24 protein-coding genes and 1 tRNA gene are annotated in these 24,829 nt (G+C 64.9%); 15 read left to right on the plus strand and 10 right to left on the minus strand.

Annotation, left to right across the window (positions count from 1 at the left end; all coding sequences use genetic code 11):
• Positions 1 to 303: 303 nt before the first annotated feature.
• From B3E94_RS13360 to rpoE, 3 genes are read right to left on the minus strand one after another with little or no spacing between them, the layout of a single operon-like run.
• Complete coding sequence (locus B3E94_RS13360; RefSeq protein ID WP_286913865.1) at positions 304 to 1,269, minus strand: MucB/RseB C-terminal domain-containing protein; 966 nt, start codon at positions 1,267 to 1,269, stop codon at positions 304 to 306.
• A gap of 12 nt (positions 1,270 to 1,281) precedes the next feature.
• The gene (locus B3E94_RS13365) at positions 1,282 to 1,875 is read right to left on the minus strand and encodes a sigma-E factor negative regulatory protein (protein WP_176511014.1); all 594 of its coding nucleotides are present in this window, start codon (positions 1,873 to 1,875) and stop codon (positions 1,282 to 1,284) included.
• 31 nt (positions 1,876 to 1,906) lie between these two features.
• Positions 1,907 to 2,488, minus strand: a complete 582-nt coding sequence (gene rpoE / locus B3E94_RS13370) for an RNA polymerase sigma factor RpoE (protein ID WP_003252049.1) — start codon at positions 2,486 to 2,488, stop codon at positions 1,907 to 1,909.
• A gap of 435 nt (positions 2,489 to 2,923) precedes the next feature.
• On the opposite strand from rpoE, the gene nadB reads away from it, so the two are divergent.
• Positions 2,924 to 4,528, plus strand: a complete 1,605-nt coding sequence (gene nadB, locus B3E94_RS13375; RefSeq protein ID WP_286913866.1) for an L-aspartate oxidase — start codon at positions 2,924 to 2,926, stop codon at positions 4,526 to 4,528.
• 107 nt (positions 4,529 to 4,635) lie between these two features.
• On the opposite strand, the gene B3E94_RS13380 is transcribed toward nadB, so the two are convergent.
• The gene (locus B3E94_RS13380) at positions 4,636 to 5,094 is read right to left on the minus strand and encodes a protein YgfX (RefSeq protein ID WP_286913867.1); all 459 of its coding nucleotides are present in this window, start codon (positions 5,092 to 5,094) and stop codon (positions 4,636 to 4,638) included.
• On the minus strand, positions 5,078 to 5,332 hold the full coding sequence (locus tag B3E94_RS13385) for a succinate dehydrogenase assembly factor 2 (RefSeq protein WP_008094993.1): 255 nt from the start codon (positions 5,330 to 5,332) through the stop codon (positions 5,078 to 5,080). The genes B3E94_RS13380 and B3E94_RS13385 overlap by 17 nt, the downstream gene beginning before the upstream one ends.
• A gap of 133 nt (positions 5,333 to 5,465) precedes the next feature.
• Here B3E94_RS13385 and B3E94_RS13390 point away from each other — a divergent pair, with 133 nt between their 5' ends.
• Positions 5,466 to 6,407 (plus strand): YgfZ/GcvT domain-containing protein, encoded by a 942-nt coding sequence (locus B3E94_RS13390; protein WP_286913868.1) that lies wholly within the window; start codon positions 5,466 to 5,468, stop codon positions 6,405 to 6,407.
• Positions 6,408 to 6,438: 31 nt separating this feature from the next.
• The gene (locus B3E94_RS13395) at positions 6,439 to 7,245 is read left to right on the plus strand and encodes an HDOD domain-containing protein (RefSeq protein WP_286913869.1); all 807 of its coding nucleotides are present in this window, start codon (positions 6,439 to 6,441) and stop codon (positions 7,243 to 7,245) included.
• A 100-nt stretch (positions 7,246 to 7,345) separates the two neighbouring features.
• Here the strand turns inward: B3E94_RS13395 and B3E94_RS13400 are convergent, their stop codons facing one another.
• Together B3E94_RS13400 and B3E94_RS13405 are read right to left on the minus strand one after the other, a co-directional pair.
• Positions 7,346 to 8,725 carry a sensor histidine kinase gene (locus B3E94_RS13400; protein WP_176511009.1) on the minus strand — a complete coding sequence of 460 codons (1,380 nt, stop codon included), beginning with the start codon at positions 8,723 to 8,725 and terminating at the stop codon, positions 7,346 to 7,348.
• Complete coding sequence (locus B3E94_RS13405) at positions 8,718 to 9,389, minus strand: response regulator (RefSeq protein ID WP_176511008.1); 672 nt, start codon at positions 9,387 to 9,389, stop codon at positions 8,718 to 8,720. Before B3E94_RS13405 ends, B3E94_RS13400 begins: the two co-directional genes overlap by 8 nt.
• 199 nt (positions 9,390 to 9,588) lie before the next feature.
• On the opposite strand from B3E94_RS13405, the gene B3E94_RS13410 reads away from it, so the two are divergent.
• The 5 genes from B3E94_RS13410 to B3E94_RS13430 all read left to right on the plus strand — a co-directional run bounded on the left by B3E94_RS13410 (position 9,589) and on the right by B3E94_RS13430 (position 15,038).
• Complete coding sequence (locus tag B3E94_RS13410; protein ID WP_286913871.1) at positions 9,589 to 10,878, plus strand: OprD family porin; 1,290 nt, start codon at positions 9,589 to 9,591, stop codon at positions 10,876 to 10,878.
• Between the two features lie 45 nt (positions 10,879 to 10,923).
• Positions 10,924 to 11,904 carry a Bug family tripartite tricarboxylate transporter substrate binding protein gene (locus B3E94_RS13415; protein WP_176511006.1) on the plus strand — a complete coding sequence of 327 codons (981 nt, stop codon included), beginning with the start codon at positions 10,924 to 10,926 and terminating at the stop codon, positions 11,902 to 11,904.
• A gap of 133 nt (positions 11,905 to 12,037) precedes the next feature.
• Positions 12,038 to 12,496, plus strand: a complete 459-nt coding sequence (locus tag B3E94_RS13420) for a tripartite tricarboxylate transporter TctB family protein (RefSeq protein WP_286913873.1) — start codon at positions 12,038 to 12,040, stop codon at positions 12,494 to 12,496.
• 3 nt (positions 12,497 to 12,499) lie between these two features.
• Complete coding sequence (locus tag B3E94_RS13425; RefSeq protein WP_176511004.1) at positions 12,500 to 14,014, plus strand: tripartite tricarboxylate transporter permease; 1,515 nt, start codon at positions 12,500 to 12,502, stop codon at positions 14,012 to 14,014.
• A complete protein-coding gene (locus B3E94_RS13430) occupies positions 14,007 to 15,038 on the plus strand; it encodes an AbrB family transcriptional regulator (RefSeq protein ID WP_176511003.1) in 1,032 nt (343 codons plus the stop codon). Before B3E94_RS13425 ends, B3E94_RS13430 begins: the two co-directional genes overlap by 8 nt.
• Positions 15,039 to 15,115: 77 nt before the next feature.
• Here B3E94_RS13430 and ung read toward each other — a convergent pair whose 3' ends face one another.
• Positions 15,116 to 15,808, minus strand: a complete 693-nt coding sequence (ung, locus tag B3E94_RS13435; RefSeq protein ID WP_176511002.1) for a uracil-DNA glycosylase — start codon at positions 15,806 to 15,808, stop codon at positions 15,116 to 15,118.
• A gap of 127 nt (positions 15,809 to 15,935) precedes the next feature.
• Between ung and B3E94_RS13440 the strand changes: the two genes are divergently transcribed.
• Positions 15,936 to 17,042: an enoyl-CoA hydratase/isomerase family protein gene (locus tag B3E94_RS13440; RefSeq protein WP_286913874.1), complete on the plus strand. Its 1,107-nt coding sequence runs from the start codon at positions 15,936 to 15,938 to the stop codon at positions 17,040 to 17,042.
• Positions 17,043 to 17,173: 131 nt separating this feature from the next.
• On the opposite strand, the gene B3E94_RS13445 is transcribed toward B3E94_RS13440, so the two are convergent.
• A complete protein-coding gene (locus B3E94_RS13445; RefSeq protein ID WP_286913875.1) occupies positions 17,174 to 17,602 on the minus strand; it encodes a hypothetical protein in 429 nt (142 codons plus the stop codon).
• A gap of 211 nt (positions 17,603 to 17,813) precedes the next feature.
• Here B3E94_RS13445 and B3E94_RS13450 point away from each other — a divergent pair, with 211 nt between their 5' ends.
• The 6 genes from B3E94_RS13450 to B3E94_RS13475 all read left to right on the plus strand — a co-directional run bounded on the left by B3E94_RS13450 (position 17,814) and on the right by B3E94_RS13475 (position 23,675).
• On the plus strand, positions 17,814 to 19,304 hold the full coding sequence (locus B3E94_RS13450) for a sensor domain-containing diguanylate cyclase (protein WP_236235178.1): 1,491 nt from the start codon (positions 17,814 to 17,816) through the stop codon (positions 19,302 to 19,304).
• Positions 19,297 to 19,545, plus strand: a complete 249-nt coding sequence (locus tag B3E94_RS13455) for a cysteine-rich CWC family protein (RefSeq protein ID WP_286913876.1) — start codon at positions 19,297 to 19,299, stop codon at positions 19,543 to 19,545. Before B3E94_RS13450 ends, B3E94_RS13455 begins: the two co-directional genes overlap by 8 nt.
• A 34-nt stretch (positions 19,546 to 19,579) precedes the next feature.
• Complete coding sequence (locus B3E94_RS13460) at positions 19,580 to 20,272, plus strand: pseudouridine synthase (RefSeq protein ID WP_286913877.1); 693 nt, start codon at positions 19,580 to 19,582, stop codon at positions 20,270 to 20,272.
• A 450-nt stretch (positions 20,273 to 20,722) separates the two neighbouring features.
• Positions 20,723 to 21,610 (plus strand): alpha/beta fold hydrolase, encoded by an 888-nt coding sequence (locus B3E94_RS13465; protein WP_286913878.1) that lies wholly within the window; start codon positions 20,723 to 20,725, stop codon positions 21,608 to 21,610.
• Between the two features lie 107 nt (positions 21,611 to 21,717).
• Positions 21,718 to 21,791: transfer RNA gene (locus tag B3E94_RS13470), tRNA-Gly, on the plus strand.
• Between the two features lie 153 nt (positions 21,792 to 21,944).
• Complete coding sequence (locus B3E94_RS13475) at positions 21,945 to 23,675, plus strand: SulP family inorganic anion transporter (protein ID WP_286913879.1); 1,731 nt, start codon at positions 21,945 to 21,947, stop codon at positions 23,673 to 23,675.
• Here B3E94_RS13475 and B3E94_RS13480 read toward each other — a convergent pair.
• Positions 23,669 to 24,739, minus strand: coding sequence for a glycerophosphodiester phosphodiesterase (locus tag B3E94_RS13480; protein WP_409521224.1), 1,071 nt, complete (start codon positions 24,737 to 24,739; stop codon positions 23,669 to 23,671). The genes B3E94_RS13475 and B3E94_RS13480 overlap by 7 nt on opposite strands.
• Positions 24,740 to 24,829: the final 90 nt, after the last annotated feature.

Here is a 24,829-nt window from a genome sequence, read left to right on the forward strand (position 1 = left end):
GGCGAGGCCTGCTCGACCAGGGTGGTGAAGTCCGGCAGGGCTTCTTCGGCCTGGGCGCTGAGCACCTGGCCGAGCATCAGCACGGCGGCGAACATCGTTAGGTAGGATTTCAAGCGTGGTATTGACATACGGCTCCCGTCACAACGAGCGTAGTTAGCGTAAGGCCCCTGCAGAAGCAGGAAAGGCCAGGCTCCAAGAAGCCTGACCTATAGGAAATTTGCCGATGGATTGCAAATGACAATGCTTTAATTTCATTTCAGCCGCAGCATCGCATGGTTTGGCACGACCAGAAAAAACGCGCCATCACTGGCGCGCCTGAGCATCCTGGGGCCGCATCGACAGCGCGATGCGCTCTGCGGTACCCAGTGGAATCTCGCCGACAACGGTCACCATCACCTTGCCCTTGGGCGTATTCAAACGGCGCGATACCGCCACGGTCGGGCCGAGCTGAGTACGTACATCGGCGCCGGAATCGTCCTTCACAGGCTCCAGGAACACCGAAAAACGGGCCAGGCCATCGTCGTACATCAGGCTGCTGATGGTGCTGTCGCGCGCCGGGTCGCGGCGAACGGTGCTGTTGATGAGCTCGAAGCCGTCGGGGAGCCAATCCGAACGCCAGCCGGCCACCGCATCGGTCTTGGTGCTGGCCACATGCTCTACCGGCTTGCACGCCGCGCTCGGGTGCAGGTCCTGGTCAGTGGGCGGGTTGTCGGTTTCCAGGCGGGTCATCTGGAAGCGCTCGAGCAACTGCCCCTTGTCATTGAGCATCAATGAACGCAGGGGCAGGCCTGTCTGGCGATCCAGGTGCAACTCGAAGGCGTAGCGGTGCTGGTCCCGCGGGGTCAGGGTGACGATCACGGCATCGCGCCCGGCGACGCGCGCCTTGCCTGCAAGACGCAGGTCGTACCAGCTCATGAGCTTGAGAGGATCGAGCACTCGCGTACCCGCATCAGGCGGCGTACCTACGCCGCTGACCAGGGCGCCACTGACGCACTGCACCTTGCCATCCACGCGCACGATTTCCTGGGCGGCGCCATCGAGCTGCAGCAGCCGCTCGCTGACCTTGCCGTCCTGAACCCGGTGCCAGATATCGTGGGAAGAGAAGCTGCCGTTACGCTCGTAGACGAAGGAGCCCTGGTAACTCTGTTTTTGCTCGGCCTGTGCCAGCTTGTTCAACCATTCGTTCGCCTCGGGCGAAGAGTTGGCCGCCAACGCTGGCACCATCACGCAGCTGCCTATCAGCAGCGACAGAAGAGGTAGCGCGCGCATGATCCTCCTTACTTAGCGGTTTTCCAGGCTGGCAGCGCGAGCATAAGGCAATGCGGTTTCAGTGCCCTTGAGCGCAGATTCCTGGGCATGCTGGCGCAGGTAGCCTGGCAGACGCTGATCCCAGCCGGCCTGGTTCTGCAGCACACCGTTGGCCATTGGCCCGGTCGGTTGCTCACTGCTCTCACTATAGCCTGCCAGAACGGCCGGGCCCTGAGTTTGTGGCATGCTCAGGCCTTGTTGCGCAGGCTGCTGGGAAGAAGCCAGCTCGGCACCGGTGATTTCGTCCTGGTTGTACATGCGCACACCCGCCAGCACCGCAACGGTCACCGACGCTGCAACGGCCAGGCGGCCGATGCTGCGCCAAGGGCCTTGCTTGACCTTGGCTGGCACGGCTTCGTCAGCCAGTGCGGCAGACACCGCCGAGGCGATATCCAGCTTGGGCAGCAGCAGCTCCTTGTGCATCGCTGCGCGGGCTACCTGGTAACGCGACCAGGTGGCACGGGTTTCGGCATCGTCGACGGCATTCAGCACCCGACGCAATTCCAGTTCGTCCGCTTCGTTATCCATCACCGCGGACAGCGATTCCTGCAAAGCTTCACGACTCATGGCGGTTCCTCTCTTGGCTGTCGCCGCTGTCTCAGGTTTCCTGCAACAACGGCTGCAGGGCTTTATCTATGGCCTCCCGAGCGCGGAAGATTCGAGAGCGCACGGTACCCACCGGACATTGCATGACACTGGCAATGTCTTCGTAACTCAACCCGTCGAATTCACGCAGGGTCAATGCCGTGCGCAGATCTTCGGGCAGTTGCTGGATGGTGCGATGGACAGTGCCTTCGATTTCATCCCGCAACAACGAGCGCTCTGGGGACTCGAGATCCTTGAGACCATGATCGCCGTCGTAAAACTCCGCATCCTCGGAGCTCACATCACTGTCTGGAGGCCGTCTTCCACGGGACACCAGGTAATTCTTCGCCGTGTTGATGGCGATGCGGTACAGCCAGGTGTAAAACGCACTGTCTCCGCGGAAATTGCCAAGCGCACGGTAGGCCTTGATAAAGGCTTCCTGCGCCACATCCTGGGCTTCGTGGGTATCGTGAACGAACCGCACGATCAACCCGAGAATCTTGTGCTGATACTTCAGCACCAACAGATCGAACGCTCGCCTGTCGCCGCGCTGCACGCGCTCGACAAGCTGCTGATCCTCTTCCTGGGTTAGCATGAACACTCCTCAGTGAACTTGAAGGAGCGTTGCAAAAGCCATCGTTCAGGCTTGCAAACATAGACTCGGGCTTTTCGCAAAAGTTCTCTCCTCCAAGCAAGTTTCCTGCGGCCCTTGGTCGGCTCGCACGGAAGACGCGGCGCGGGCACGGCCGGCTGCGTCGATAATCAGGTTTCGGATACGCAGGTGTCAGCCCGGATAGAGCTGCCGCCACGCGTCGCCGCGCGAAATTCTGGCGCACGGGCAGCCTTCATAGGATTTCCAGGCGTACAGGAAAGTTCCCCCGAAGATCGCCGTAACGTCGCAGGTGGCATGGAAATTGTCTACCGCAGGCTGCTATAAAGGCAGCCCGGCCTGCGTTCACGATAGTTTCACAATGCCATCTGCGCGTGACTATTGTGCCGCGCCCCTTTCCAAGATTACTAGTGTCCCGACATGAGCCAACAATTCCAACATGATGTCCTGGTGATCGGCAGCGGCGCCGCCGGTCTCAGCTTGGCACTTAACCTTCCTGGCCATTTGCGCATCGCCGTGCTGAGCAAGGGAGACCTGGCCAACGGTTCGACTTTCTGGGCCCAGGGCGGCGTCGCCGCGGTGCTGGACGATACCGACACCGTGCAGTCCCATGTCGAGGACACGCTCAATGCCGGCGGCGGCCTGTGCGACGAAGCCGCGGTGCGCTTCACCGTCGAGCACAGCCGCGAAGCCATCGAGTGGCTGATCGAACAAGGCGTGCCGTTCACCCGTGACGAGCATTCCAGCGTCGACGACGGCGGTTTCGAGTTCCACCTGACCCGCGAAGGCGGCCACAGCCATCGGCGCATCATCCATGCCGCCGATGCCACCGGCGCGGCCATCTTCACCACGCTGCTGGCCCAGGCGCGCCAGCGTCCGAACATCGAGCTGCTCGAACAGCGCGTGGCGGTGGACCTGATCACCGAACGACGGCTGGGCCAGGCCGGCGACCGCTGCCTGGGGGCTTACGTGCTGAACCGCAACAGCGGTGAGGTAGACACCTTTGGCGCCCGCTTCACCGTGCTGGCGACCGGCGGCGCGGCCAAGGTCTACCTCTATACCAGCAACCCCGACGGCGCCTGTGGCGACGGCATCGCCATGGCCTGGCGCGCCGGTTGTCGGGTTGCGAACCTGGAATTCAACCAGTTCCACCCGACTTGCCTGTATCACCCGCAGGCCAAGAGTTTCCTGATCACCGAAGCCCTGCGTGGCGAAGGCGCCCTGTTGCGCCTGCCCAATGGCGAGCGCTTCATGCCGAGCTTCGACCCGCGCGAGGAGCTGGCCCCACGCGATATCGTCGCCCGCGCCATCGACCACGAGATGAAGCGCCTGGGCGTAGACTGCGTCTACCTGGACATCACCCACAAGCCGGCCGAATTCATCAAGAGCCACTTCCCCACCGTCTACGAGCGCTGCCTGACCTTCGGCATCGACATCACCCGCCAGCCGATCCCAGTGGTGCCAGCGGCCCACTACACCTGCGGCGGGGTGGTGGTCGACGATCGCGGGCACACCGACGTGCCCGGCCTGTACGCCATCGGCGAAACCAGCTGCACCGGCCTGCACGGCGCCAACCGCATGGCCAGCAACTCGCTGCTCGAATGCTTCGTCTATGGCCGCGCGGCCGCTGCGGACATCCAGGCGCACCTGGCGCAGATCAAGATGCCCAGCGCCCTGCCCGGCTGGGATGCCAGCCAGGTGACCGACTCGGACGAAGACGTGATCATCGCGCACAACTGGGACGAGTTGCGCCGCTTCATGTGGGACTACGTGGGCATCGTGCGCACCAGCAAGCGCCTGCAACGCGCCGAACACCGCGTGCGCCTGCTGCTCGACGAGATCGACGAGTTCTACAGCAACTACAAGGTCAGCCGCGACCTGATCGAACTGCGCAACCTGGCCCAGGTGGCGGAGCTGATGATCCGCTCGGCGATGCAGCGCAAGGAAAGCCGTGGGCTGCACTACACCCTGGATTACCCGGGGATGCTGCCCGAGGCCAAGGACACCATCCTTAGCCCGGTCTGAAAGTCCGCGGTGCTTCCATCGCCGGCAAGCCGGCTCCCACAGGGATCTTGGCCTGCACTGTTCCTGTGGGAGCCGGCTTGCCGGCGATGGAACGGCTCACAGCCTGTTCATTGCCCCAATGCCTCTGCCCACCTGCGCCGACTGAACTTGAGCCTGACCCGCAGCCGGCGATGCTGATCGGCCGCCAGCGCATCGCGAGGCACGCACTGGCTCTGGCCAAACCACCGCCCTGCCCTGACGAACCGCAACACCACCAGCCCCGGCAGCGCCACGCTGTCTCGACACAAGCGCACCGGCTGCCACCCTTGCGCACGGCTGAACACCCGCCAGCCAAGCGCGTCTCGGCGCACACCGGTGATGGCGCGGCTATCGTTCAATAGGATTCGTCGGGGAATGGCCCAGCAAGCGTGGGCGATACAGGCAGCCAGAACGGCAAGGCAGCACCACCAGGGCAGCGCACTCGGCCACAAGGCCATCTGCGCCAACACCTGGCAGGCCAGGTAGGCCGTCAGCAGCAGGCGCGAGCCCTGCCAACGGCACTCGAAGGATTCACTTGGGCTGGACACGGTCCAGGATGATGCGGACCATGCGCTGCAGCTCCGGGTCTTCGGACTCGGTACGCTCCATGAACCAGCCGAACATGTCCTGGTCCTCGCAGCTCAACAGGCGAACGTAGAGCTCGCGGTCGGCTTCGCTGAGGGTCGGGTAGACTTCCTGGGTGAATGGCACCAGCAGCACGTCCAGTTCCAGCATGCCGCGGCGGCTGTGCCAGAAAAGCCGGTTGAGTTCAGTTTGTTCGACCATGGGGCCCTCCTCGAATGGTCGCGCAGTATACCGCGCCAAACCGCGCGCGACACCGGGCGTTGGTCTAGTCACCTACCTATTTTGTTACCGGCGTTCTATGATGGCCGCCAGACTTTAGCCACCGCGATGACCCATGGCCGATTCCGCTTTCTTCAGCCCCCTGTCCCACGAGGGCATCCTCGCCGTCCGCGGCTCCGACGCCGGCAAGTTCCTGCAGGGCCAGCTGACCTGCAACATCAACTACCTGAGCCTCGAACACGCCGGCCTCGGCGCCCGCTGCATGGTCAAGGGGCGGATGCAGTCGAGCTTTCGCATCCTTCCCGAGGGCAATGGCTACCTGCTGGCGATGGCCAGCGACCTGCTCGAGGCGCAACTGGCCGACCTGAAGAAATACGCGGTGTTTTCCAAAGCCACGCTCAGCGACGAAAGCGCGGCCTGGGTGCGCTTCGGCCTGCAGCAAGGCGATGCCGCGCTGCAAGCCCTGGGTTTGAGCGTGCCGGCCAGCGCCGGCGCCACCGTGCGCCATGACGGCCTGATCGCCATCACCGCCTCCGCCGGCCGTGTCGAGCTGTGGGTACCGGCCGACAACGCCGCCCGCGTGCGCGAAACATTGGCCACCACCTTGCCTGAAGGCAGCCTCAACGACTGGTTGCTGGGGCAGATCCGCGCCGGTATCGGCCAGGTCATGGGCCCGACCCGCGAGCTGTTCATCCCGCAGATGATCAACCTGCAGGCGGTCGACGGCGTCAGCTTCAAGAAAGGCTGCTACACCGGCCAGGAAATCGTCGCGCGCATGCAGTACCTGGGCAAGCTCAAGCGTCGCCAGTATCGCCTGGCTCTGGCCGAGCAGCAGGCCCCAGCGCCGGGCGCGGAAATCTTCTCGCCCACCCACGGCTCCTCGGTTGGCGAAGTGGTGCTTGCGGCCAGCACGGGCCAGGGCTGCGAGCTGCTGGCAGTGCTGAGCGCCGATGCAGTGGAAGATGACAACTTGCACCTGGGCAGCCTGCAAGGGCCGCGCCTGGCGCTGTTGAGCCTGCCTTACGAACTGGACCGCGACCGGGAAATCCAGCGCTGACCAGCACGCCACCACTGCGGTAGAGAAGTTCATGAACAAGCTGGCCGAGACGGTTCAAGCACAGTTGCTCGCTGCCATCGACAACGATGACCTGGTCCTGCCGACCTTGCCGGAAGTCGCCCTGAGCATCCGCGAGGCCGCCGAAGACACGGAAATCAGCGTTGCTGCGCTGAGCAAGGTGATCGGCCGCGACGCGGCCCTTTCGGCACGCCTGATCAAGGTGGTCAACAGCCCGCTGCTGCGTGCGGCGGTCGAGGTCACCGACCTGCACACCGCCATCACCCGCCTGGGTATCAACTACAGCTGCAACCTGGCCATCGGCCTGGTGATCGAGCAGATCTTCCATGCCCGGTCTTCGGCTGTAGAGCAGAAACTTCGCGATATCTGGGCCAACAGCCTGGAAGTTGCAGGCATCAGCTATGAACTGTGCCGGCGCTACACCCAGCTCAAACCCGACCAGGCGACCCTGGGCGGGTTGGTCCACCAGATTGGCGCGCTGCCGGTGCTGATCTATGCCGAAGAGCACAACGAGCTGCTTTCCGACCCGGTCTGCCTGCACTATGTGATCGAGCAGATCCAGCCGGTGCTGGGTGACAAGATCCTGTCTTCCTGGGAGTTTCCCGAGCAGCTGGTCAACCTGCCGAGCCAGGTCCAGTACCTGGACCGCAGCACCGACAAGGTCGACTACATCGACGTGGTGCAGATTGCCCGCTGCCTGAGCCAGCGCGCGCGCAGCCGGCCGCTGGCGGCGCTGCCGGCCTATCGTCACCTGGGCTTGCCGTATGGCACCGAGCTGGAAATCGCCGAGCTGCTCGAAGCGCGGAGCATGTTGCGCTGATCAGCGGATGACCGCTCTGGCCCCTTCGCGGGGCAAGCCCGCTCCCACAGGTTCAATCCAATCTCATCTCCTGTGGGAGCGGGCTTGCCCGCGAAGGGGTCTAATCGGCGATGAAACTCACCCGCACCTTCAGTCCACCCTGCTCGCCATCATGCAGGCTGATCTGCGCCAGGTGCGCCCGGCAGATCTCGCCGACGATGGCCAACCCCAGGCCACTGCCCTGGGCTCCGCGCCGATAGAAGCGCTCGAACACCCGCTCGCGCTCATCCTCGGGAATCCCTGGCCCATCGTCCTCGACCTCCAGCACCGCCGGCGCCAGCACCCGCAGGATCACGTTGCCGCCCGCCGGGGTATGCGCCAGGGCATTGTCCACCAGGTTGCTCAGCAACTCGTTGAGCAAGGTCGGTTCGCCCTTGAGCCACACCGGCGCCTCGGCTTCCAGCGCCAATGCCACGCCGCGGTTATGCGCCAGTGGCGCCATGGCCATGCCCAGCTCGCGCGCCAGCTGGCTCAGGTCCAGGCGCTGCGCGCCGCCTTCGGCAATCGCCCGGGCGCCGTTTTCCACGCGCGCCAGCGACAGCAACTGGTTGGCCAGGTGCGTCAGGCGATCGGTACCCTGGGCGGCCGATTCCAGGGTCTGGCGCCACTGCTCGGGCTGCTGTGAGCGCAGGCCCAGTTCGACCCGCGCCTTGAGCGCGGCCAGCGGCGTGCGCAATTCGTGGGCGGCCTCGGCGATGAACTGCGCCTGGCGCTCGAACTGCCCGCGCAAGCGCTCGGTGAAGTGGTTCAGGGCATGCACCAGTGGCCCGAGTTCGCGCTGCACCTGCACCACCGGCAGCGCCCGCAGGTCGTCCGGCTGGCGCTCTTCCACCGCCGTGCGCAGGCGCTCCAGGGGCCGCAGCGCGGCGCTCACGGCAAACCACACCATCACCAGCGCTCCCAGCGCCAGCAAGCCCAGGCGCAGCAAGGTGTCGGCCATCAGCCCGCGGGCCATGCGCACCCGCGCCTCTTCGGTCTCGGCCACGCGGATTTCCGCCATGCCGTTCATGTTCGGCTCGCTCACCGCCTTGAGCAGGCTGACCACGCGTACATCCTGGCCCAGGTAGGAGGCGTCGTAGAAACGCGCCAGCGCTGGGTAGTCGTCGGTGCGCGGGGTGCCGGGGGGCGGCGGCGGCAGCTTCTCGTAGCCCGAGATCAGCTTCTGGTTGATGTCCAGCACCTGGTAGTAGATGCGCCCGGCGCTGTCGTAGGCGAAGGTGTCGAGCGCCACGTAGGGCACATCCGCGCTCAGGGTGCCGTCACGCTGGGACAGCCCGGCGGCAATGGTCCTGGCCGAGGCCAGCAAGGTGCGGTCATAGGCGGTGTCGGCAGCTTCGCGGCCATTCCAGTAGGCGCTAAGGCCACTGGCCAGCATCAGCACCACCAGCAACAACGCCAGGTTGCCCAGGAGCCGCCCGCGCAGGCTGCCGTTGTCACGCATCGCGATGCTCGAGCAGGTAACCCAGGCCACGGAAGGTGACGATGGCCACCGGCTGGCCATCGAGTTTCTTGCGCAGCCGGTGGATGTAGATTTCGATGGCATCGGGGCTGGCTTCCTCATCCAGGCCGAACACCTGGGCGGCCAGTTGCTCCTTGCTCATCACCCGGCCCGGGCGGGCGATCAGCGCCTCCAGCACACTCTGCTCGCGCGAGGTCAGGGTCAGGTTGTCTTCACCCAGGGTAAAGCGGCGGGTGTCCAGGTCATACACCAGCGGCCCGCAACGCTGCTGGCGCTCGCCACCGAGCACGCTTCGGCGCAGCAGTGCCTTGACCCGCGCCTCCAGCTCGGTGAGTTCGAAGGGTTTGGCCAGGTAGTCGTCGGCGCCAAGGTTCAGGCCGTGCACGCGGTCCTTCACATCGCTGCGCGCGGTCAGCATCAGCACCGGCAGGGTTTTGCCCCGGCTGCGCAGGCGCGCCAGCACCTCGAAACCGTCCATGCGCGGCAAGCCCACGTCGAGCACGGCAACGGCGTATTCCTCGCTGGCCAAGGCCAGGTCGGCGGCCACGCCATCGTGCAATACATCCACGGTCAGGCCATGGCTTTTCAGGGCCTGGGCCACGCTTTCGGCCAGTTGCAGGTGGTCTTCGACCAGCAGCACACGCATCGGATTCTCCCTGCTCGGGTGGGGCGGTGGCGCGGAGTGTACCGCTGTCGCCCGGCCTGTGAAGCCCTTTGTGACAAACCTTTCGCGCTGAAAGGTTAGCGAAAGGTTGGTTGCCTAGCATCGCACCACGGTCGCCCCATGCGCCGAAAAAAGCACCAGCAAGGTGCAACGAATAAGAACAATAAACGGAGCCATCCCGATGCTGTCATCGCAGCCGCAGGCATTCGCACCTGCCCGTTCCCTGTCCGCACGCCCCTCGGCCATCGCCAGTGCCCTGGCCCTCGCCGGTGTCGCCCCAATGAGCCAGGCCGCCTTCTTCGAAGACAGCACGGCGACCTTCGAAACCCGCAACATGTACTTCAACCGCGACTTCCGCGACGGCACCAGCGCGCAGCAATCCAAGCGTGACGAATGGGCCCAGGGTTTCATGCTCAACTTCGAGTCCGGCTACACCGAAGGCCCGGTCGGTTTCGGCCTGGATGCGCTGGGGATGATGGGCATCAAGCTCGATTCCAGCCCCGACCGCACCGACACCGGCCTGCTGCCGACCCACGATGACGGCAAGGCCGCCGACGAATACTCCAAGCTCGGCCTGACCGGCAAGGTGAAGGTGTCCAAGACCGAACTGAAGATCGGCACCCTCATCCCTGAACTGCCGACCCTGCAGCCCAACGACGGCCGCATCCTGCCGCAAACCTTCGAAGGTGGCCTGCTCACCTCCCAGGAAATCAAGGGCCTGACCTTCACCGGCGGGCGCCTGGACAAGGCCAAGGACCGCAACGACACCAACTGGGAAGACCTGGCGCTCAACAACAAGAACGGGCGCTTCGGTGGCACCTTCACGGCCGACAACCTCGACCTGGCCGGCCTGGACTACAAGTTCACCGACCGCATCACCGGCAGCTACCACTTCGCCCAGCTCGACGACATCTACCGCCAGCACTTCATCGGCCTGCTCGCCACCCAGCCCTGGGGCCCGGGCACCTTCGGCGCCGACTTGCGCCTGGCGCTCAGCGACGACGCCGGCGCCGCCAAGGCCGGGCGCATCGACAACACCACCTTCAACGGCATGCTCAGCTACAGCCTGGGCGGGCACAAGGTCAGCGCCGCCTGGCAGCAGCTGTCGGGCGACAGCGCCTTCCCCTACGTCGACGGTGCCGACCCCTACCTGGTCAACTTCGTCCAGATCAACGACTTCGCCGGCGCCGACGAGCGCTCCTGGCAGGCGCGCTACGACTACAACTTCGCCGCCCTGGGCATCCCCGGCCTGACCTTCATGACCCGCTACCTCAGCGGTGACAACGTCAGCCGCGCCGCCGGTGGCGAGGGCAAGGAGTGGGAGCGCAACACCGAGTTCAAGTACGTGGTACAAAGCGGCCCGTTGAAAGACGTCGCCGTGCGCCTGCGCAACGCCACCTTCCGCTCCAACTTCGCCCGCGATGCCGACGAAGTGCGGCTGTTGGTGAGCTACAGCGTGGCCCTTTGGTAAGCCAGTAGCGGTAACCCATAACAACAATGCTCACGGAGATAGACGATGACCTTTTCACTGCGCCACCTCGTTCTGGCTACCGGTTGCCTGCTGTTGGCCGGCAATGCCCTGGCCGCTGAACCGAAACGCCCCGAATGCATCGCCCCGGCCTCGCCCGGCGGCGGTTTCGACCTGACTTGCAAGCTGGTGCAGAGCGCCCTGGTGCAGGAAAAGATCCTCAGCAAGCCGATGCGCGTGACCTACATGCCAGGTGGTGTCGGCGCCGTGGCCTACAACGCCGTGGTCGCCCAGCGCCCGGCCGATGCCGGCACCCTGGTGGCCTGGTCCAGCGGCTCGCTGCTGAACCTGGCCCAGGGCAAGTTCGGCCGCTTCGATGAGAACGCGGTGAAGTGGCTGGCAGCGGTCGGCACCAGCTATGGCGCCATCGCGGTGAAAAGCGATTCGCCCTACAAGACCCTCGACGACCTGGTCGCGGCGCTGAAGAAGGACCCGAGCAAGGTGGTGATCGGCTCCGGCGGTACCGTCGGCAGCCAGGACTGGATGCAGACCGCACTGATCGCCAAGGCCGCCGGCATCAACCCGCGCGACCTGCGCTACGTGGCCCTGGAAGGCGGCGGCGAAATTGCCACCGCGCTGCTCGGTGGCCACATCCAGGTAGGCTCCACCGACATTTCCGACTCCATGCCGCATATCCAGAGCGGCAACATGCGCATCCTCGCGGTGTTCTCGGAAAACCGCCTGGACGAGCCGGAAATGAAGAACATCCCCACCGCCAAGGAGCAGGGCTACGACATCGTCTGGCCGGTGGTGCGCGGCTTCTACCTGGGGCCGAAGGTCAGCGACGAAGACTACGCCTGGTGGAAGCAGTCGTTCGACAAGATGCTCGCCTCCGAGGACTTCGCCCAGCTGCGTGACCAGCGCGAGCTGTTCCCGTTCGCCATGACCGGTGAAGAGCTGGACGGCTATGTGAAGAAGCAGGTAGCCGACTACAAGGCGCTGGCCAAGGAATTCGGCCTGATCCAGTAAGCCCGGATGGCCGGTACTGGCCTCATCGCTGGCAAGCCAGCTCCCACAGGTACAGCGGTGCTCCCTCTGTGGGAGCCGGCTTGCCGGCGATGAGGCCAGCACAGCCTCTACCTGCCCCCACGAGGATTCCCCGATGATCCTGCAACGTATCTTCGCCCTGGCCCTGCTGGCGATCTGCGCCGCCCTGGCCGTGATGGCCTGGCCCTACCAGGCCGCGTTTTCCTATGAACCGGTGGGCCCGCGCGCCTACCCGCTGCTGATGCTCGGCCTGATCGGCCTGGGCCTGCTGTACCTGGCCATCCGCCCGACGCCGATCGTGCGCAAGGACGACGAGCCGGCGCTGGACCGCGAAACCCTGACCAAGATCGGTTTCTGCGTCGGCCTGCTGATCGTCTTCGCCGCCACCTTCGAAGCCCTGGGCTTCATCCTCAGCGCCATCCTGGTCGGCATCCCCATGGCCCGCCTGTACGGTGGCCGCTGGCTGCACAGCGCCATCGTGGTGGTGGGCATGAGCCTGTTCCTCTACTGGCTGTTCGACCGCGTGATGGATGTGCCCCTGCCCCTTGGCCTGCTGAGCGTACTGGAGAACTGACACATGGATACCTTGAGCTACCTGGGCCAGGGCTTCGGCGTCGCCCTGAGCCCGTACAACCTGGTCACCGCCCTGTCGGGCACGCTGATCGGCACCGTGGTCGGCCTGCTGCCGGGCCTGGGCCCGATCAACGGCGTGGCCTTGCTGATCCCGATCGCCTTCGCCCTCGGCCTGCCGCCCGAATCGGCGCTGATCCTGCTGGCTGCGGTGTACCTGGGTTGTGAGTACGGCGGGCGGATCAGCTCGATCCTGCTGAACATCCCCGGCGAAGCCTCGACCGTGATGACCACCCTCGACGGCTACCCGATGGCGCGCAACGGCCTGGCCGGCGTGGCCCTGTCGCTGTCGGCGTGGAGTTCGTTCATCGGCGCCTTCATCGCCACCTGCGGCATGGTGCTGTTCGCCCCGCTGCTGGCGAAATGGGCGATCGCCTTCGGCCCGGCGGAGTACTTCGTGCTGATGGTGTTCGCCATCGTCGCGCTCGGCGGCATGGCTGGGGACAAGCCGCTGAAGACCTTCATTGCCGCCTTGATCGGCCTGTTCCTCTCGGCGGTCGGCATCGATGCCAACAGCGGCGTGTACCGCTTCACCGGTGACAGCGTGCACCTGGCCGATGGCATCCAGTTCGTGGTGCTGGTACTGGGCCTGTTCTCCATCAGCGAAATCCTCCTGCTGCTGGAGAAGACCCACCATGGCCACCAGGCGGTCAAGGCCACCGGGCGCATGCTGTTCAACTTCAAGGAAGCGGCCTCGGTGTTCGTGGTCAACCTGCGCTGCGGCCTGCTCGGCTTCATCATGGGCGTGCTGCCGGGGGCCGGCGCTACCCTGGCCAGTGCCGTTGCCTACATGACCGAGAAACGCATCGCCGGCGAAAGCGGCAAGTTCGGCAAGGGCGACGCCCGCGGCCTGGCCGCGCCGGAAACCGCCATCGGTGCCTCCTGCTGCGGCGCCCTGGTGCCGATGCTGACCCTGGGCGTACCAGGCTCGGGCACCACGGCGGTGATGATCGGCGCGCTGACCCTGTACAACATCACCCCCGGCCCGCTGCTGTTCGAACAGCAGCCGGACATCGTCTGGGGCCTGATCGCTTCGCTGTTCATCGCCAACATCATGCTGGTGATCCTGAACATCCCGATGATCCGCATCTTCACCCGCATCCTGGCCGTGCCGAACTGGGCCCTGGTGCCGGTGATCGCGATCATCACCGCGATCGGTGTGTACGCCGTGCATGCCACCACCTTCGACCTGTTCCTGATGGTCGGCATCGGCATCATGGGCTACATCCTGCGCAAGCTGGACTTCCCCCTGTCGCCGATCCTGCTCGGCTTCATCCTCGGCGGCCTGATGGAGCAGAACCTGCGCCGGGCGCTGTCGATCTCCAACGGCGAGCTGGGCATCCTCTGGTCGAGCCCGATCAGCATGGGCGTGTGGGTGCTGGTGGTGTGCATGCTTGGCCTGCCGCTGCTGCGCATCTGGCGCAAACGCAGCCTGCAGCGCCGGGCCATGGCCGATGCCTGATCGGTCGCTGCCGCTGTTCGTTGCGACCGGGCTGGTCGGCCTTGCGGGCGGGTATCTCGCCAGCAAGGTCGGCTGGCCTTTGCCGTGGATGGTCGGCTCGTTGCTGGCGATCATCCTGGTGCGCTGCCTGACGCCCTGGCAGTTGTCGGAAATCCCCCATGGCCGCAAATGCGGCCAGTGCATCATCGGCCTGGGCATTGGCCTGCACTTCACCCCGGCGGTGATCGAGCAGGTGGCCAGCCATTTCCTGCTGATCTTCTTTGCCGCGCTGTTCACCACGGTGTCCAGCGGGGTTGGCGTGTGGCTGCTGCGGCGCACCGGTGAAGACCGCGCCACGGCGTTTTTCGCCAGCATGCCTGGCGGGTCGGGGGAGATGGTCAACCTGGGGGCGCGCAACGGCGCGGTGCTCAGCCAGGTGGCGGCGGCGCAGAGCTTGCGCGTGCTGGCGGTGGTGCTGTGCGTGCCGGCGCTGTTCAAGTTGCTGATTGGGGATGGCGTGGCACTCAATCACGCCGGCAGTGTCAGTTGGGGCTGGCTGGCGTTGATCGTGCCACTGGGGGTGGCGGTCGGCTTCCTCTGGCAGCGCTTGCGCCAGCCCAACCCCTGGCTGTTCGGGCCGTTGCTGGTGGCGGCGACGCTGAGCCTGGCGGCCAACCTGCAGATCGCCCTGCCCAATGGCGCCAGCCAGGTCGGCCAATGGCTGATCGGCAGCGGCCTGGCCTGCCACTTCAACCGCGCGTTCTTCCGCCGGGCGCCGTCGTTTCTGGGGCGCACACTGGTGGCCACGGGGTTGTGCATGCTGATTGCCGGCGCTGCGGCCTGGGGTTTGAGCCTGATGACGGCGCTGGACTTGCGCTCGCTGACCTTGGGCATGATGCCCGGGGGGATTGCCGAAATGAGCCTGACGGCGGAGACCTTGCAGTTGTCGGTGCCACTGGTGACGGCGCTGCAGGTGATGCGCTTGCTGTTCGTGCTGTTTCTGGCGGAGCCGTTGTTCAGGCTGTGGAATGCCGACCCGCAGTAGAGGGAGGCGCTTTCATCGCCGGCAAGCCGGCTCTCACATGACCTGTGGGAGCCGGCTTGCCGGCGATGGGCCCACCGCTACAGCGGCGGCAACACCCAGTTGATCGGCGCCAACCCACGCTGCTCGAGAAAACCATTGGTGCGGCTGAAGTGCCCACACCCCAGGAACCCGCGGTAGGCCGACAACGGCGACGGGTGCACCGATTTCAGCACCAGGTGCTTGGTGCCATCGATCAGCTTCTGCTTGCTCTGGGCATGGGCGCCCCACAGCAGGAACACCACGTTCGGGCACTGCTCGCTGACTACCTGGATGACCCGGTCGGTAAAGAACTCCCAGCCTTTCTTGGCATGCGAAGCCGCATTGGCGCGCTCGACGGTCATGGTCGTGTTGAGCAGCAACACCCCTTGCTCGGCCCAGCTCTGCAGGTAGCCGTGGCTGGCGATGGGGATGTTCAGGTCACGCTGCAGCTCTTTGTAGATGTTCACCAGCGACGGCGGCGTCGGCACGCCCGGCTGCACCGAGAAGCACAGGCCGTGGGCCTGGCCCGGGCCGTGGTACGGGTCCTGGCCGAGGATCACCACCTTCACCTGCTCCAGTGGCGTGGAGTTGAGCGCATTGAAGATCATCGGCCCCGGCGGGTAGATCTCCTTGCCGGCCGCATATTCCTGGCGCAGGAATTCGCGCAGCTGGTGCATGTAGGGCTGGTCGAACTCGGCGCGCAGTGCAGCCTTCCAACCGGGTTCGAGTTTGATGCGATCGTCGTCAGTCATGGGGCCATCCGTAAACAATGGGCGCGACACTAGGTAAGCCACCCGCCCTTGTCAATCGATCCGACCGCCGACCGGCATGATCGGCCACGCAGGCCATACTAGGGTGATGACCTGTGCGAGGTAGTCCATGTCCATTCATTGCGAGGTACTCACCGGCGTCGATGGCGCCCGCATCGGCGTTGCCACCCTGGATGCGCCCAAGGCGCTCAACGCCCTCAACCTGCCGATGATCGAAGTGCTCGGCGAACAGCTGCACGAATGGGCCCGCGACCCGGGCGTGGTCTGCGTGCTGCTGCGCGGCAACGGCGCCAAGGCGTTCTGCGCCGGGGGCGATGTGCGGGCGCTGGCCCAGGCCTGCCGCGACCACCCAGGCAGCGTGCCACCGCTGGCCGCCACCTTCTTTGCGGCCGAATATCGCCTCGACTACCTGCTGCACACCTACCCCAAACCCCTGCTGTGCTGGGGCCACGGGCATGTGCTGGGTGGCGGCATGGGGCTGCTGCAGGGCGCCAACGTGCGGATCGTCACGCCCAGCAGCCGCCTGGCGATGCCGGAGATCAGCATTGGCCTGTACCCCGACGTCGGTGCGAGCTGGTTCCTCGCCCGGCTGCCGGGCAAGCTGGGGCTGTTCCTGGGCCTGACCGGCGCACCGATCAATGCGCGCGATGCTCTCGACCTGGGCCTTGCCGACCGCTTCTTCGGCGAGCACCAGCAGGAGGAATTGATCGATGAGCTGCTGCAGCTGAACTGGCAGGAACAGACCGAGCTGCAGCTCAACAGCCTGCTCAAGGCCGAGCAGCACCGCGCCTGCGAGCAACTGCCCCAGGCGCAATGGCTGCCCCGGCGCCAGGTGATCGACCAATTGCTCGATGTTGCCGACCCCGCCGCTGCATGGCATGCCCTGCAAGGCCTGAAGCACCACAGCGACCCGCTGCTGGCCGAAGCGGGTAACCGCCTGCACGAGGGCTGCCCGTTGACTGCGCACCTGGTGTGGGAGCAGATCCGCCGGGCCCGGCACCTGTCACTGGCGCAGGTGTTCCAGATGGAGTACGGCATGAGCCTCAATTGCTGCCGTCATCCGGAATTCAGCGAAGGCGTGCGCGCGCGCCTGCTGGACAAGGACAACCAGCCCCGCTGGCACTGGCCGGATGTGGCGCAGGTGCCGGCGGCGGTGGTTGAGGCGCACTTCGTGAAGGTATGGGAGGGGCGCCATCCGTTGGCTGACCTGGCCTGATGGGGCTGCTCTGCAGCCCATTCGCGGGGCAAGCCCGCTCCCACAGGTTCAGCACTCGCCGAGATGACAGTGGAGTACCTGTGGGAGCGGGCTTGCCCCGCGAATGGGCCGCAGCGCGGCCCCTCTGGGCATCACCTCTGCCAGTTGCGCCCGCCATCGGGCTGATGATCACGATTGCCCCAACCGTTGGAGTGCGAGTGGTCATTCTGATAACGCTGGCTACCATTTCGGTAGTCGTTGCGGTCACGATCCCGGCCATAGTCATCCCGCTGGCGATTGCTATAGTCATAGCGCGGGTTGCCATGCCACTGGTTCATGCCCGGCTGCGGATAGGGCCGGTATTGCGGCACCGGCGCCGGGTGGTAGTAACGCGGCGCGGGCTGGTAGTAGTAGCGCGGCTGCGGCGCTACATAGTAACGGTCATACCGGTAGTAGCCCGGCACCACGTAGCGATCGGTGGTGTAGTAATCCGAACGGTAATAGCTGCCACTCCCGTAATAGGGCGCACAGGCGCTGGTCAAAAGGGCCAACACGGCAATCAGCAATATTCGATAGGACATGGCGGCCTCCTGGACCGCAGGGGTGCCCGAACAGCGGCGCTGGCGAGCGTCGATCGAAAAGCGTTCATCGACATTGAATAAGACCGTTGCGCCAAGGTGCAGTGCCATTTCTGCAACAATTGGATACAGCTCCGATAACCCCAAAAAAGCTGCAGTCTTTTTCCGGTCATATCACTAGAATGAGCGCCTCGGCACACATCACGGGACGATCATGCCTTCACGCACTGCCCTGTTCTCACAGCGCTCGCTGATTTTCGCCCTGCTGATGCTGCTGGCCTGCGGCTTTCTCGCCACTTCGCTGCTCAGCTACTTCGCCTCGCGCAGCGCGATCCGCGATGGCATCGTCAATACCGAGCTGCCGCTGACCTCCGACACGGTCTATTCGGAAATCCAGAAGGACCTGATCCGCCCGGTGCTGATCGCCTCGATGATGGCCCAGGACACCTTCCTGCGCGACTGGCTGCTGGCCGGCGAGCAAGACCCGCTGCGCATCACCCGCTACCTGGGCGAGGTGATGGCCAAGCAGGCCACCGTCACCTCGTTCGTCGTCTCCGACCGCAGCCTCACCTACTACCAGGCCAAGGGCGTGCTCAAACGGGTCGAGCCCGGCACCTGGCGTGATGCCTGGTACTTTCGTTTGCGCGAACTCAACGCGCCGTATGAAATCAACGTCGACCTGGACATGGCCAACCAGGACAGCCTGACGGTGTTCATCAACTACCGGGTACTGGACTACCAGCACCGCTTCATCGGCGCGGCCGGGGTCGGCCTGAGCGTGGATGCGGTGGTCAAGCTGATCGACAACTACCAGCGGCGCTACCAGCGCTCGGTGTTCTTCACCGACGCCCAGGGCAAGGTCCTGCTCACCGGCTCCGACGGTGGGCCGCATGGCCTGCGGGTGGGCCAGGCGCTGCAGGGCAACGCCGACCTGGCCGAGCTGCTGGCAGAGCAAGCGGTGCCCGGCGAGGGCAGCCACGAATACCGCGACAGCACCGGCCACAGCCATTTCCTCAATGTGCGCCAGCTGCCGGAACTTGGCTGGTACCTACTGGTGGACAAGCGCGAAACCGGCACCCTCGACCGCATCCGCCATTCGCTTTACCTGAACCTGGCCATCTGCGCCATGATCACCCTGGTGGTGTTGTCGTTGTTGCATGCCATGCTCAGGCGCCACCAGGCCAGCACCGAGGCGCTGGCCACCCTCGACAGCCTCACCGGCCTGCCCAACCGGCGCAGCTTCGACCTGCTGGCGGCGCAAGCGCTGCAACAGGCCCAGCGCGATTGCGCGCCACTGGTGGCATTGCTGATCGACCTGGACCACTTCAAGGTCCTCAACGACACCCACGGCCACCTGGCCGGCGACGAAGTGCTGCGCCAGTTCGCCAATGTGCTGCAGGGCAGCCTGCGCCAGTCGGATATACTGTGCCGCTGGGGCGGCGAGGAATTCATCGTGCTGCTGCGCGAAACCCAAGGCCGGCAAGCCATCGACGTTGCGCAGAAGATCCGCCGGCGCACCGAGCAGTTGACCTTCAGCTACGACGACCAACCCCTGCGCCTGACCACCAGCATCGGCCTGAGCAGCCTGCAGCCAGGCGACACCCTGCATGCCCTGCTCAGCCGCGCCGACCGTGCGCTTTATCGTGCCAAGCAGGCCGGGCGCAACCGCGTCTGCAGTGAAACTCCCGGAACCGAACATGAATGACCCCCAGCATTGCCCCGCCTGCGGCGCCCTCAACCAGTGCGCCCTGGCCGACCCACGCAGCGCCACGCAAGCCTGCTGGTGCTATGCCGTGACCATCGACCCTGCGGTGCTCCAGGCCCTGCCCGCCGAGCTGCGGAACAAGGCCTGCCTGTGCCCGCGCTGCGCCCAGGTGCTGGAGCAACTGGCGGAACAAGGCAAGCAGACGCCCAAGCCCGCCCCGATCAACCCGGAAAACCGCTAGACTGCGCGCCCACCCACACCCCTGCCCTGCCGCCATGCGCCTCGACCGCTTCCTCGCCAACCTGCCCTGCTACAACCGCCAGCAAGTGCGCCTGCTGCTGGTGCAGCGCCGTGTGCGCGTGGATGCCGAGGTGGTCACCGACCCGCAGGCCGACGTGCGCGAGTTCAGCCGCGTCGAAGTGGACGACCAGCTGCTGCAGGCTGGCCGCCCGGCGCGCTACCTGATGCTGCACAAACCAGCGGGGTGCGTGAGCGCCACCCAGGACCCGCAGCACCGCACCGTGCTGGACTTGCTGCCCGCCGAGCTGCGCGGCGACCTGCACATTGCCGGGCGCCTGGACTTCAACACCACCGGCCTGCTGATCCTGACCAACGATGGCCAATGGTCACGGCGCCTGACCCAGCCCGCCACCAAGCTGCCCAAGCATTACCTGGTCGAGACCGAGGACGAAATCGGCGCGCATTACGTCGACAAATTCCGCCAGGGCTTCTACTTCGCCTTCGAAGACCTCACCACCCAACCCGCCCAGCTCGACATCCTCGGCCCGCGCCAGGCGCGGCTGGCGATCGTCGAGGGGCGATATCACCAGGTCAAGCGCATGTTCGGGCACTTCGACAACAAGGTGGTGGGGCTGCATCGGGAAAGCATGGGGGCGATCCGGCTGGATCCGCAGTTGGCGCCGGGGGCGTTCAGGGCGCTGACGACTGAGGAAATCGCCACGGTCTAGGTTGCCTGTTGCGGCCCTATCGCCGGCAAGCCGGCTCCCACAGGTACGCCACCAGCCCGAGGCATCGTGGGCTTTTGTGGGAGCCGGCTTGCCGGCGATAGGGCCGCAACAGACGGCCCGCGCTCGCCATACGACCGCCCAGCGGCAAAAGTCACATATTTGCGCAAACGGCACTTGCGAGAACCGCAACCCACTGCTTGAATCCTAACTCGTCAGTCTGCCTGTGACCAACCAGTCACAAGTGCAGTCGAAGACACCTTTTCGCCGGCTACCCAAGGCCTAGATGCCTTGGGGCACGGTGAATTGCCCGCCTAAAACAATACCGTCGACACGTGTACGAAGGATCGACACAGGGCCCCGGTTTTATCTTCAGGCAAATGCCTACCTGTCATAAAGAACGTGCACCCTAGGTGACGCGAATACCCTTTTTTTGCGCCAGGAGTCGATGACATGAGGCCAGAAATCGCTGTACTTGATATCCAAGGTCAGTATCGGGTTTACACGGAGTTCCATCGCGCGGATGCGGCTGAAAAAACGATCATCCTGATCAACGGCTCGCTGGCCACCACGGCCTCGTTCGCCCAGACGGTGCGCAACCTGCACCCGCAATTCAACGTCGTGCTCTACGACCAGCCCTACGCCGGCAAGTCCAAGCCGCACAACCGCCAGGAACGCCTGATCAGCAAGGAGACCGAGGCGCACATCCTGCTGGAGCTGATCGAGCACTTCCAGGCCGACCACGTGATGTCGTTCTCCTGGGGCGGGGCCTGCACCCTGCTGGCGCTGGCGCACCAGCCGCGGCAGGTGAAAAAGGCCGTGGTCAGTTCGTTCTCGCCGGTCATCAACGCGCCGATGCGCGACTACCTCGACCGGGGCTGCCAATACCTGGCCGCCTGCGATCGCTACCAGGTCGGCAACCTGGTCAACGACACCATCGGCAAGCACCTGCCGTCGCTGTTCAAACGCTTCAACTACCGCCACGTCAGCGGGCTGGACAGCCACGAATACGCGCAGATGCACTTCCACATCAACCAGGTGCTCGAGCATGACCTGGAGCGTGCATTGAACGGCGCGCGTAACATCGACATCCCGGTGCTGTTCATCAATGGCGACCGTGACGAGTACACCACCGCCGAAGACGCCCGCCAGTTCGGCCGGCATGTGGACCAGAGCCACTTCACGGTGATCCGCGATGCCGGGCACTTCCTCGACATGGAGAACAAGGCCGCCTGCGAAGACACCCGCAGCGCCCTGCTCGGCTTCCTCAAGCCGACCATGCGCGAAACCCGCGCGCGCACCCCATACGCCTCACAAGGGCAGCATGCATGGGCCATCTGAGTGAATCGGCGCCCCGTGGCCACCACCCGCAGGCTGTGGGCGCCGTCAATTTTTATAACTTGGGCTTCTAATTCGCTGAGGGTTCTGGTAAAAAGTCGAGCGCAGATGCGGGTATAGTTTAATGGTAGAACAGTAGCTTCCCAAGCTTCCGACGAGGGTTCGATTCCCTCTACCCGCTCCACACCGCATTCCCGCATGGCGTTCCAGCAACGTCATCGCTGTCAAAAGGAGCCTTGGCTCCTTTTTTCGTTTCTGCCCGCCTGCCACTTGCCAGCAGCCCGTCTTGTAGCGCATATGCTCTGTGCATTAGCGAAACATTTCGAAAGGACTGCGCATGTTTCTGTCACGCTGGCTTCCCGGCCTTGCCAACCTCCTGCACTACCGCCGCGAGTGGTTCCATGCCGACCTGCAGGCCGGCTTGTCGGTGGCCGCCATCCAGATCCCGATTGCCATCGCCTACGCCCAGATCGTCGGCCTGCCGCCGCAGTATGGCCTGTATGCCTGCGTGCTGCCGATGATGATCTACGCCCTGGTGGGCAGTTCACGGCAGCTGATGGTCGGCCCGGACGCCGCCACCTGCGCGATGATCGCCGGTGCCGTGGCGCCGCTGGCCATGGGCGACCCGCAGCGCACCGCCGAGCTTGCGGTGATCGTCACCGTGCTGGTGGGGGTGATGCTGATTGGTGCCGGGCTGGCCCGGGCCGGGTTCATCGCCAGCTTCTTCTCGCGGCCGATCCTGATCGGCTACCTCAACGGCATCGGCCTGAGCCTGATCGCCGGGCAGCTGTCCAAGGTGGTGGGGTTCAAGATCGAGGGTGACGGTTTCGTGCTCAGCCTGATCAACTTCATGCAGCGGCTGGGGGAAATCCACTGGCTGACCCTGGCCATCGGCGTGGCCGGGCTAGCCCTGTTGATCTGGCTGCCGCGGCGCTACCCGCGCCTGCCCGCCGCCCTGGTCACCGTGGCGGTGTTCACCGCGCTGGCAGGCCTGCTCGGGCTGGACCGCCTCGGCGTTGCCATTCTCGGCCCGGTACCGGCCGGCATCCCGCAACTGGCCTGGCCGCAGAGCAACCTGGCAGAAACCAAGAGCCTGCTGCGCGATGCCCTGGGTATCGCCACTGTCAGCTTCTGCAGCGCCATGCTCACGGCGCGCAGCTTCGCCGCCCGGCACGGCTACGCGATCAATGCCAACCACGAATTCGTCGCCCTCGGCGTGAGCAACCTGGCGGCGGGTATTTCCCAGGGGTTTGCCATCAGCGGCGCCGACTCGCGCACGGCGGTCAACGACATGGTCGGCGGCAAGAGCCAGCTGGTGGGCATCATCGCCGCGCTGGTGATCGCGCTGATCCTGCTGTTCTTCACCGCGCCCATGGCGTGGATCCCCCAGGCCGCGCTGGGCGCGGTGCTGCTGATGGCTGGCTGGGGGCTGATCGACATCAAGTCGCTGGGGCGCATCCGCCGCCTGAGCCGTTTCGAGTTCTGGCTGTGCCTGCTGACCACGGCCGGCGTGCTCGGCCTGGGCGTGTTGCCGGGGATCGTGTTTGCCGTGACCCTGGCCATCCTGCGCTTGCTCTACAGCATCTACCAACCCACCGACGCGGTACTCGGCTGGCTGCCTGGCACCGAGGGCCAGGTGGACATTCGCAAGCACAAGGAGGCGCGCACGGTACCGGGCCTGGTGGTGTATCGCTTCGATGACGCGATCCTGTTCTTCAATGCCGACTATTTCAAGATGCGCCTGCTCGAAGCCGTGCAGAGCCAGGCCGAGCCCAAGGCGGTGCTGTTCGACGCCGAGGCCGTGAGCAGCATCGACGTCAGCGGCATTGCCGCCTTGCGCGAGGTGCGCGACACACTGGCGGCGCAAGGGATCTTCTTCGCCATCGCCCGCGCCCGTGGCACCTTCCTGCGCATGCTGGTGCGCTCGGGGATGGCCCGGGAGATGGAGGAAAAACTGCTGTTCGGCTCGGTACGGGCGGGGATTCGGGCGTATCGGGTATGGCGCAACAGGAGCCGCCAGGCGCCAGTGGCCAATCAAAAGCCACTGGCAAGCCAGGAGGATCAATAACCCAAGGTTTTCAGCAGCTCGGATTCCGATCGCTTGACGGGGCGCTGCTGGAAGCGCAGTAGCTCTCCAGGCCGATTGGTGAAGATCCCGTCGACACCGGCCTTCATGGCTTTCTGGAAATCGACCCGGTCATCGAGGGTGTAGACGTGAACCAACAGGCCGCGCTCGTGCGTGGCCTGGTTCATCCAAGGCTGGATCAGGTCACTGTAACTCTGCTCGCCCAGATGCGTACGGGTGGCCGAGGGGCCGGTGCCAATGGCGCCGCCCTGCTTTGCATGGTCGAGCCAGCGCAGGAACGCCGCCTTGTCCTTGGGCTGCTGACGTGCATAGAAGGTGGCTTTGTCCTGCTTGCCCGACGGGTCGTAAGTTTGCCCGGATGCCGATGGGATACCTCGGTTGCCCAGCCACAGGAGGAGGATCTTCGGCACCTGGGGCATCGCTTCATTGAGCAGCTTCAGGCTGTTGCGGTCGAAGGTCTGCAGTACCACTCGCCCTGGCCGATCGAGCCAGCCACGGGCTTGGAGACGTGCCTTCAGGTCCTTCTCGATGCCGGGGAACTGGCCAGGTACCTTGGTCTCGATATACAGCCCTGGGTGGCGGTCATGGCTGCCTTCGGCGATATCGTTGACTTCATCCAGCGTCAATACCGATAAATGCTTGAACGATGGCCGGGCACGTTCGGGATAAGCCCGGTTGAACCAGCTGCCGACATCCAGCGACTTCAGCTCCGCGAGGGTGAAAGCGCTCACTGGGCTCTTGCTGCGCTCGGGGAATCGTTCGGCGACATTGCTGGTGCGCGACAGCTCATCATCATGGACTACCACCAACACACCATCGCGGGTGCGCTGCAGATCCACTTCCAGATAATCGGCGCCCAGTTGCCGAGCCAGCAGATAGGCGGGTTTGGTGGATTCGGGGGCATCGTAGGAAGCGCCGCGGTGGGCGATGACGGCCGGGTAAGCAATACCTTGGGCGGCAGCCAAGGCCTGGCCGTCGCTGGCCGAAGCCAGTGAAGCAGAAAACAGCGTACTCATGGCCAAGGTTCGGAGCAGCGGGTTGTGCATGGAGACATCCTCTTTCATCCTGCAGTAAATGCAGCGCAAGGCGGCAATGTAAGCAGCAACCCTCGCACCCCTTGCATGACATGCTACAGT

It is taken from the genome of Pseudomonas sp. UBA6315 (assembly GCF_002438125.1).
In the GTDB taxonomy this organism is placed as follows: Bacteria; Pseudomonadota; Gammaproteobacteria; order Pseudomonadales; family Pseudomonadaceae; genus Aquipseudomonas; species Aquipseudomonas faucium.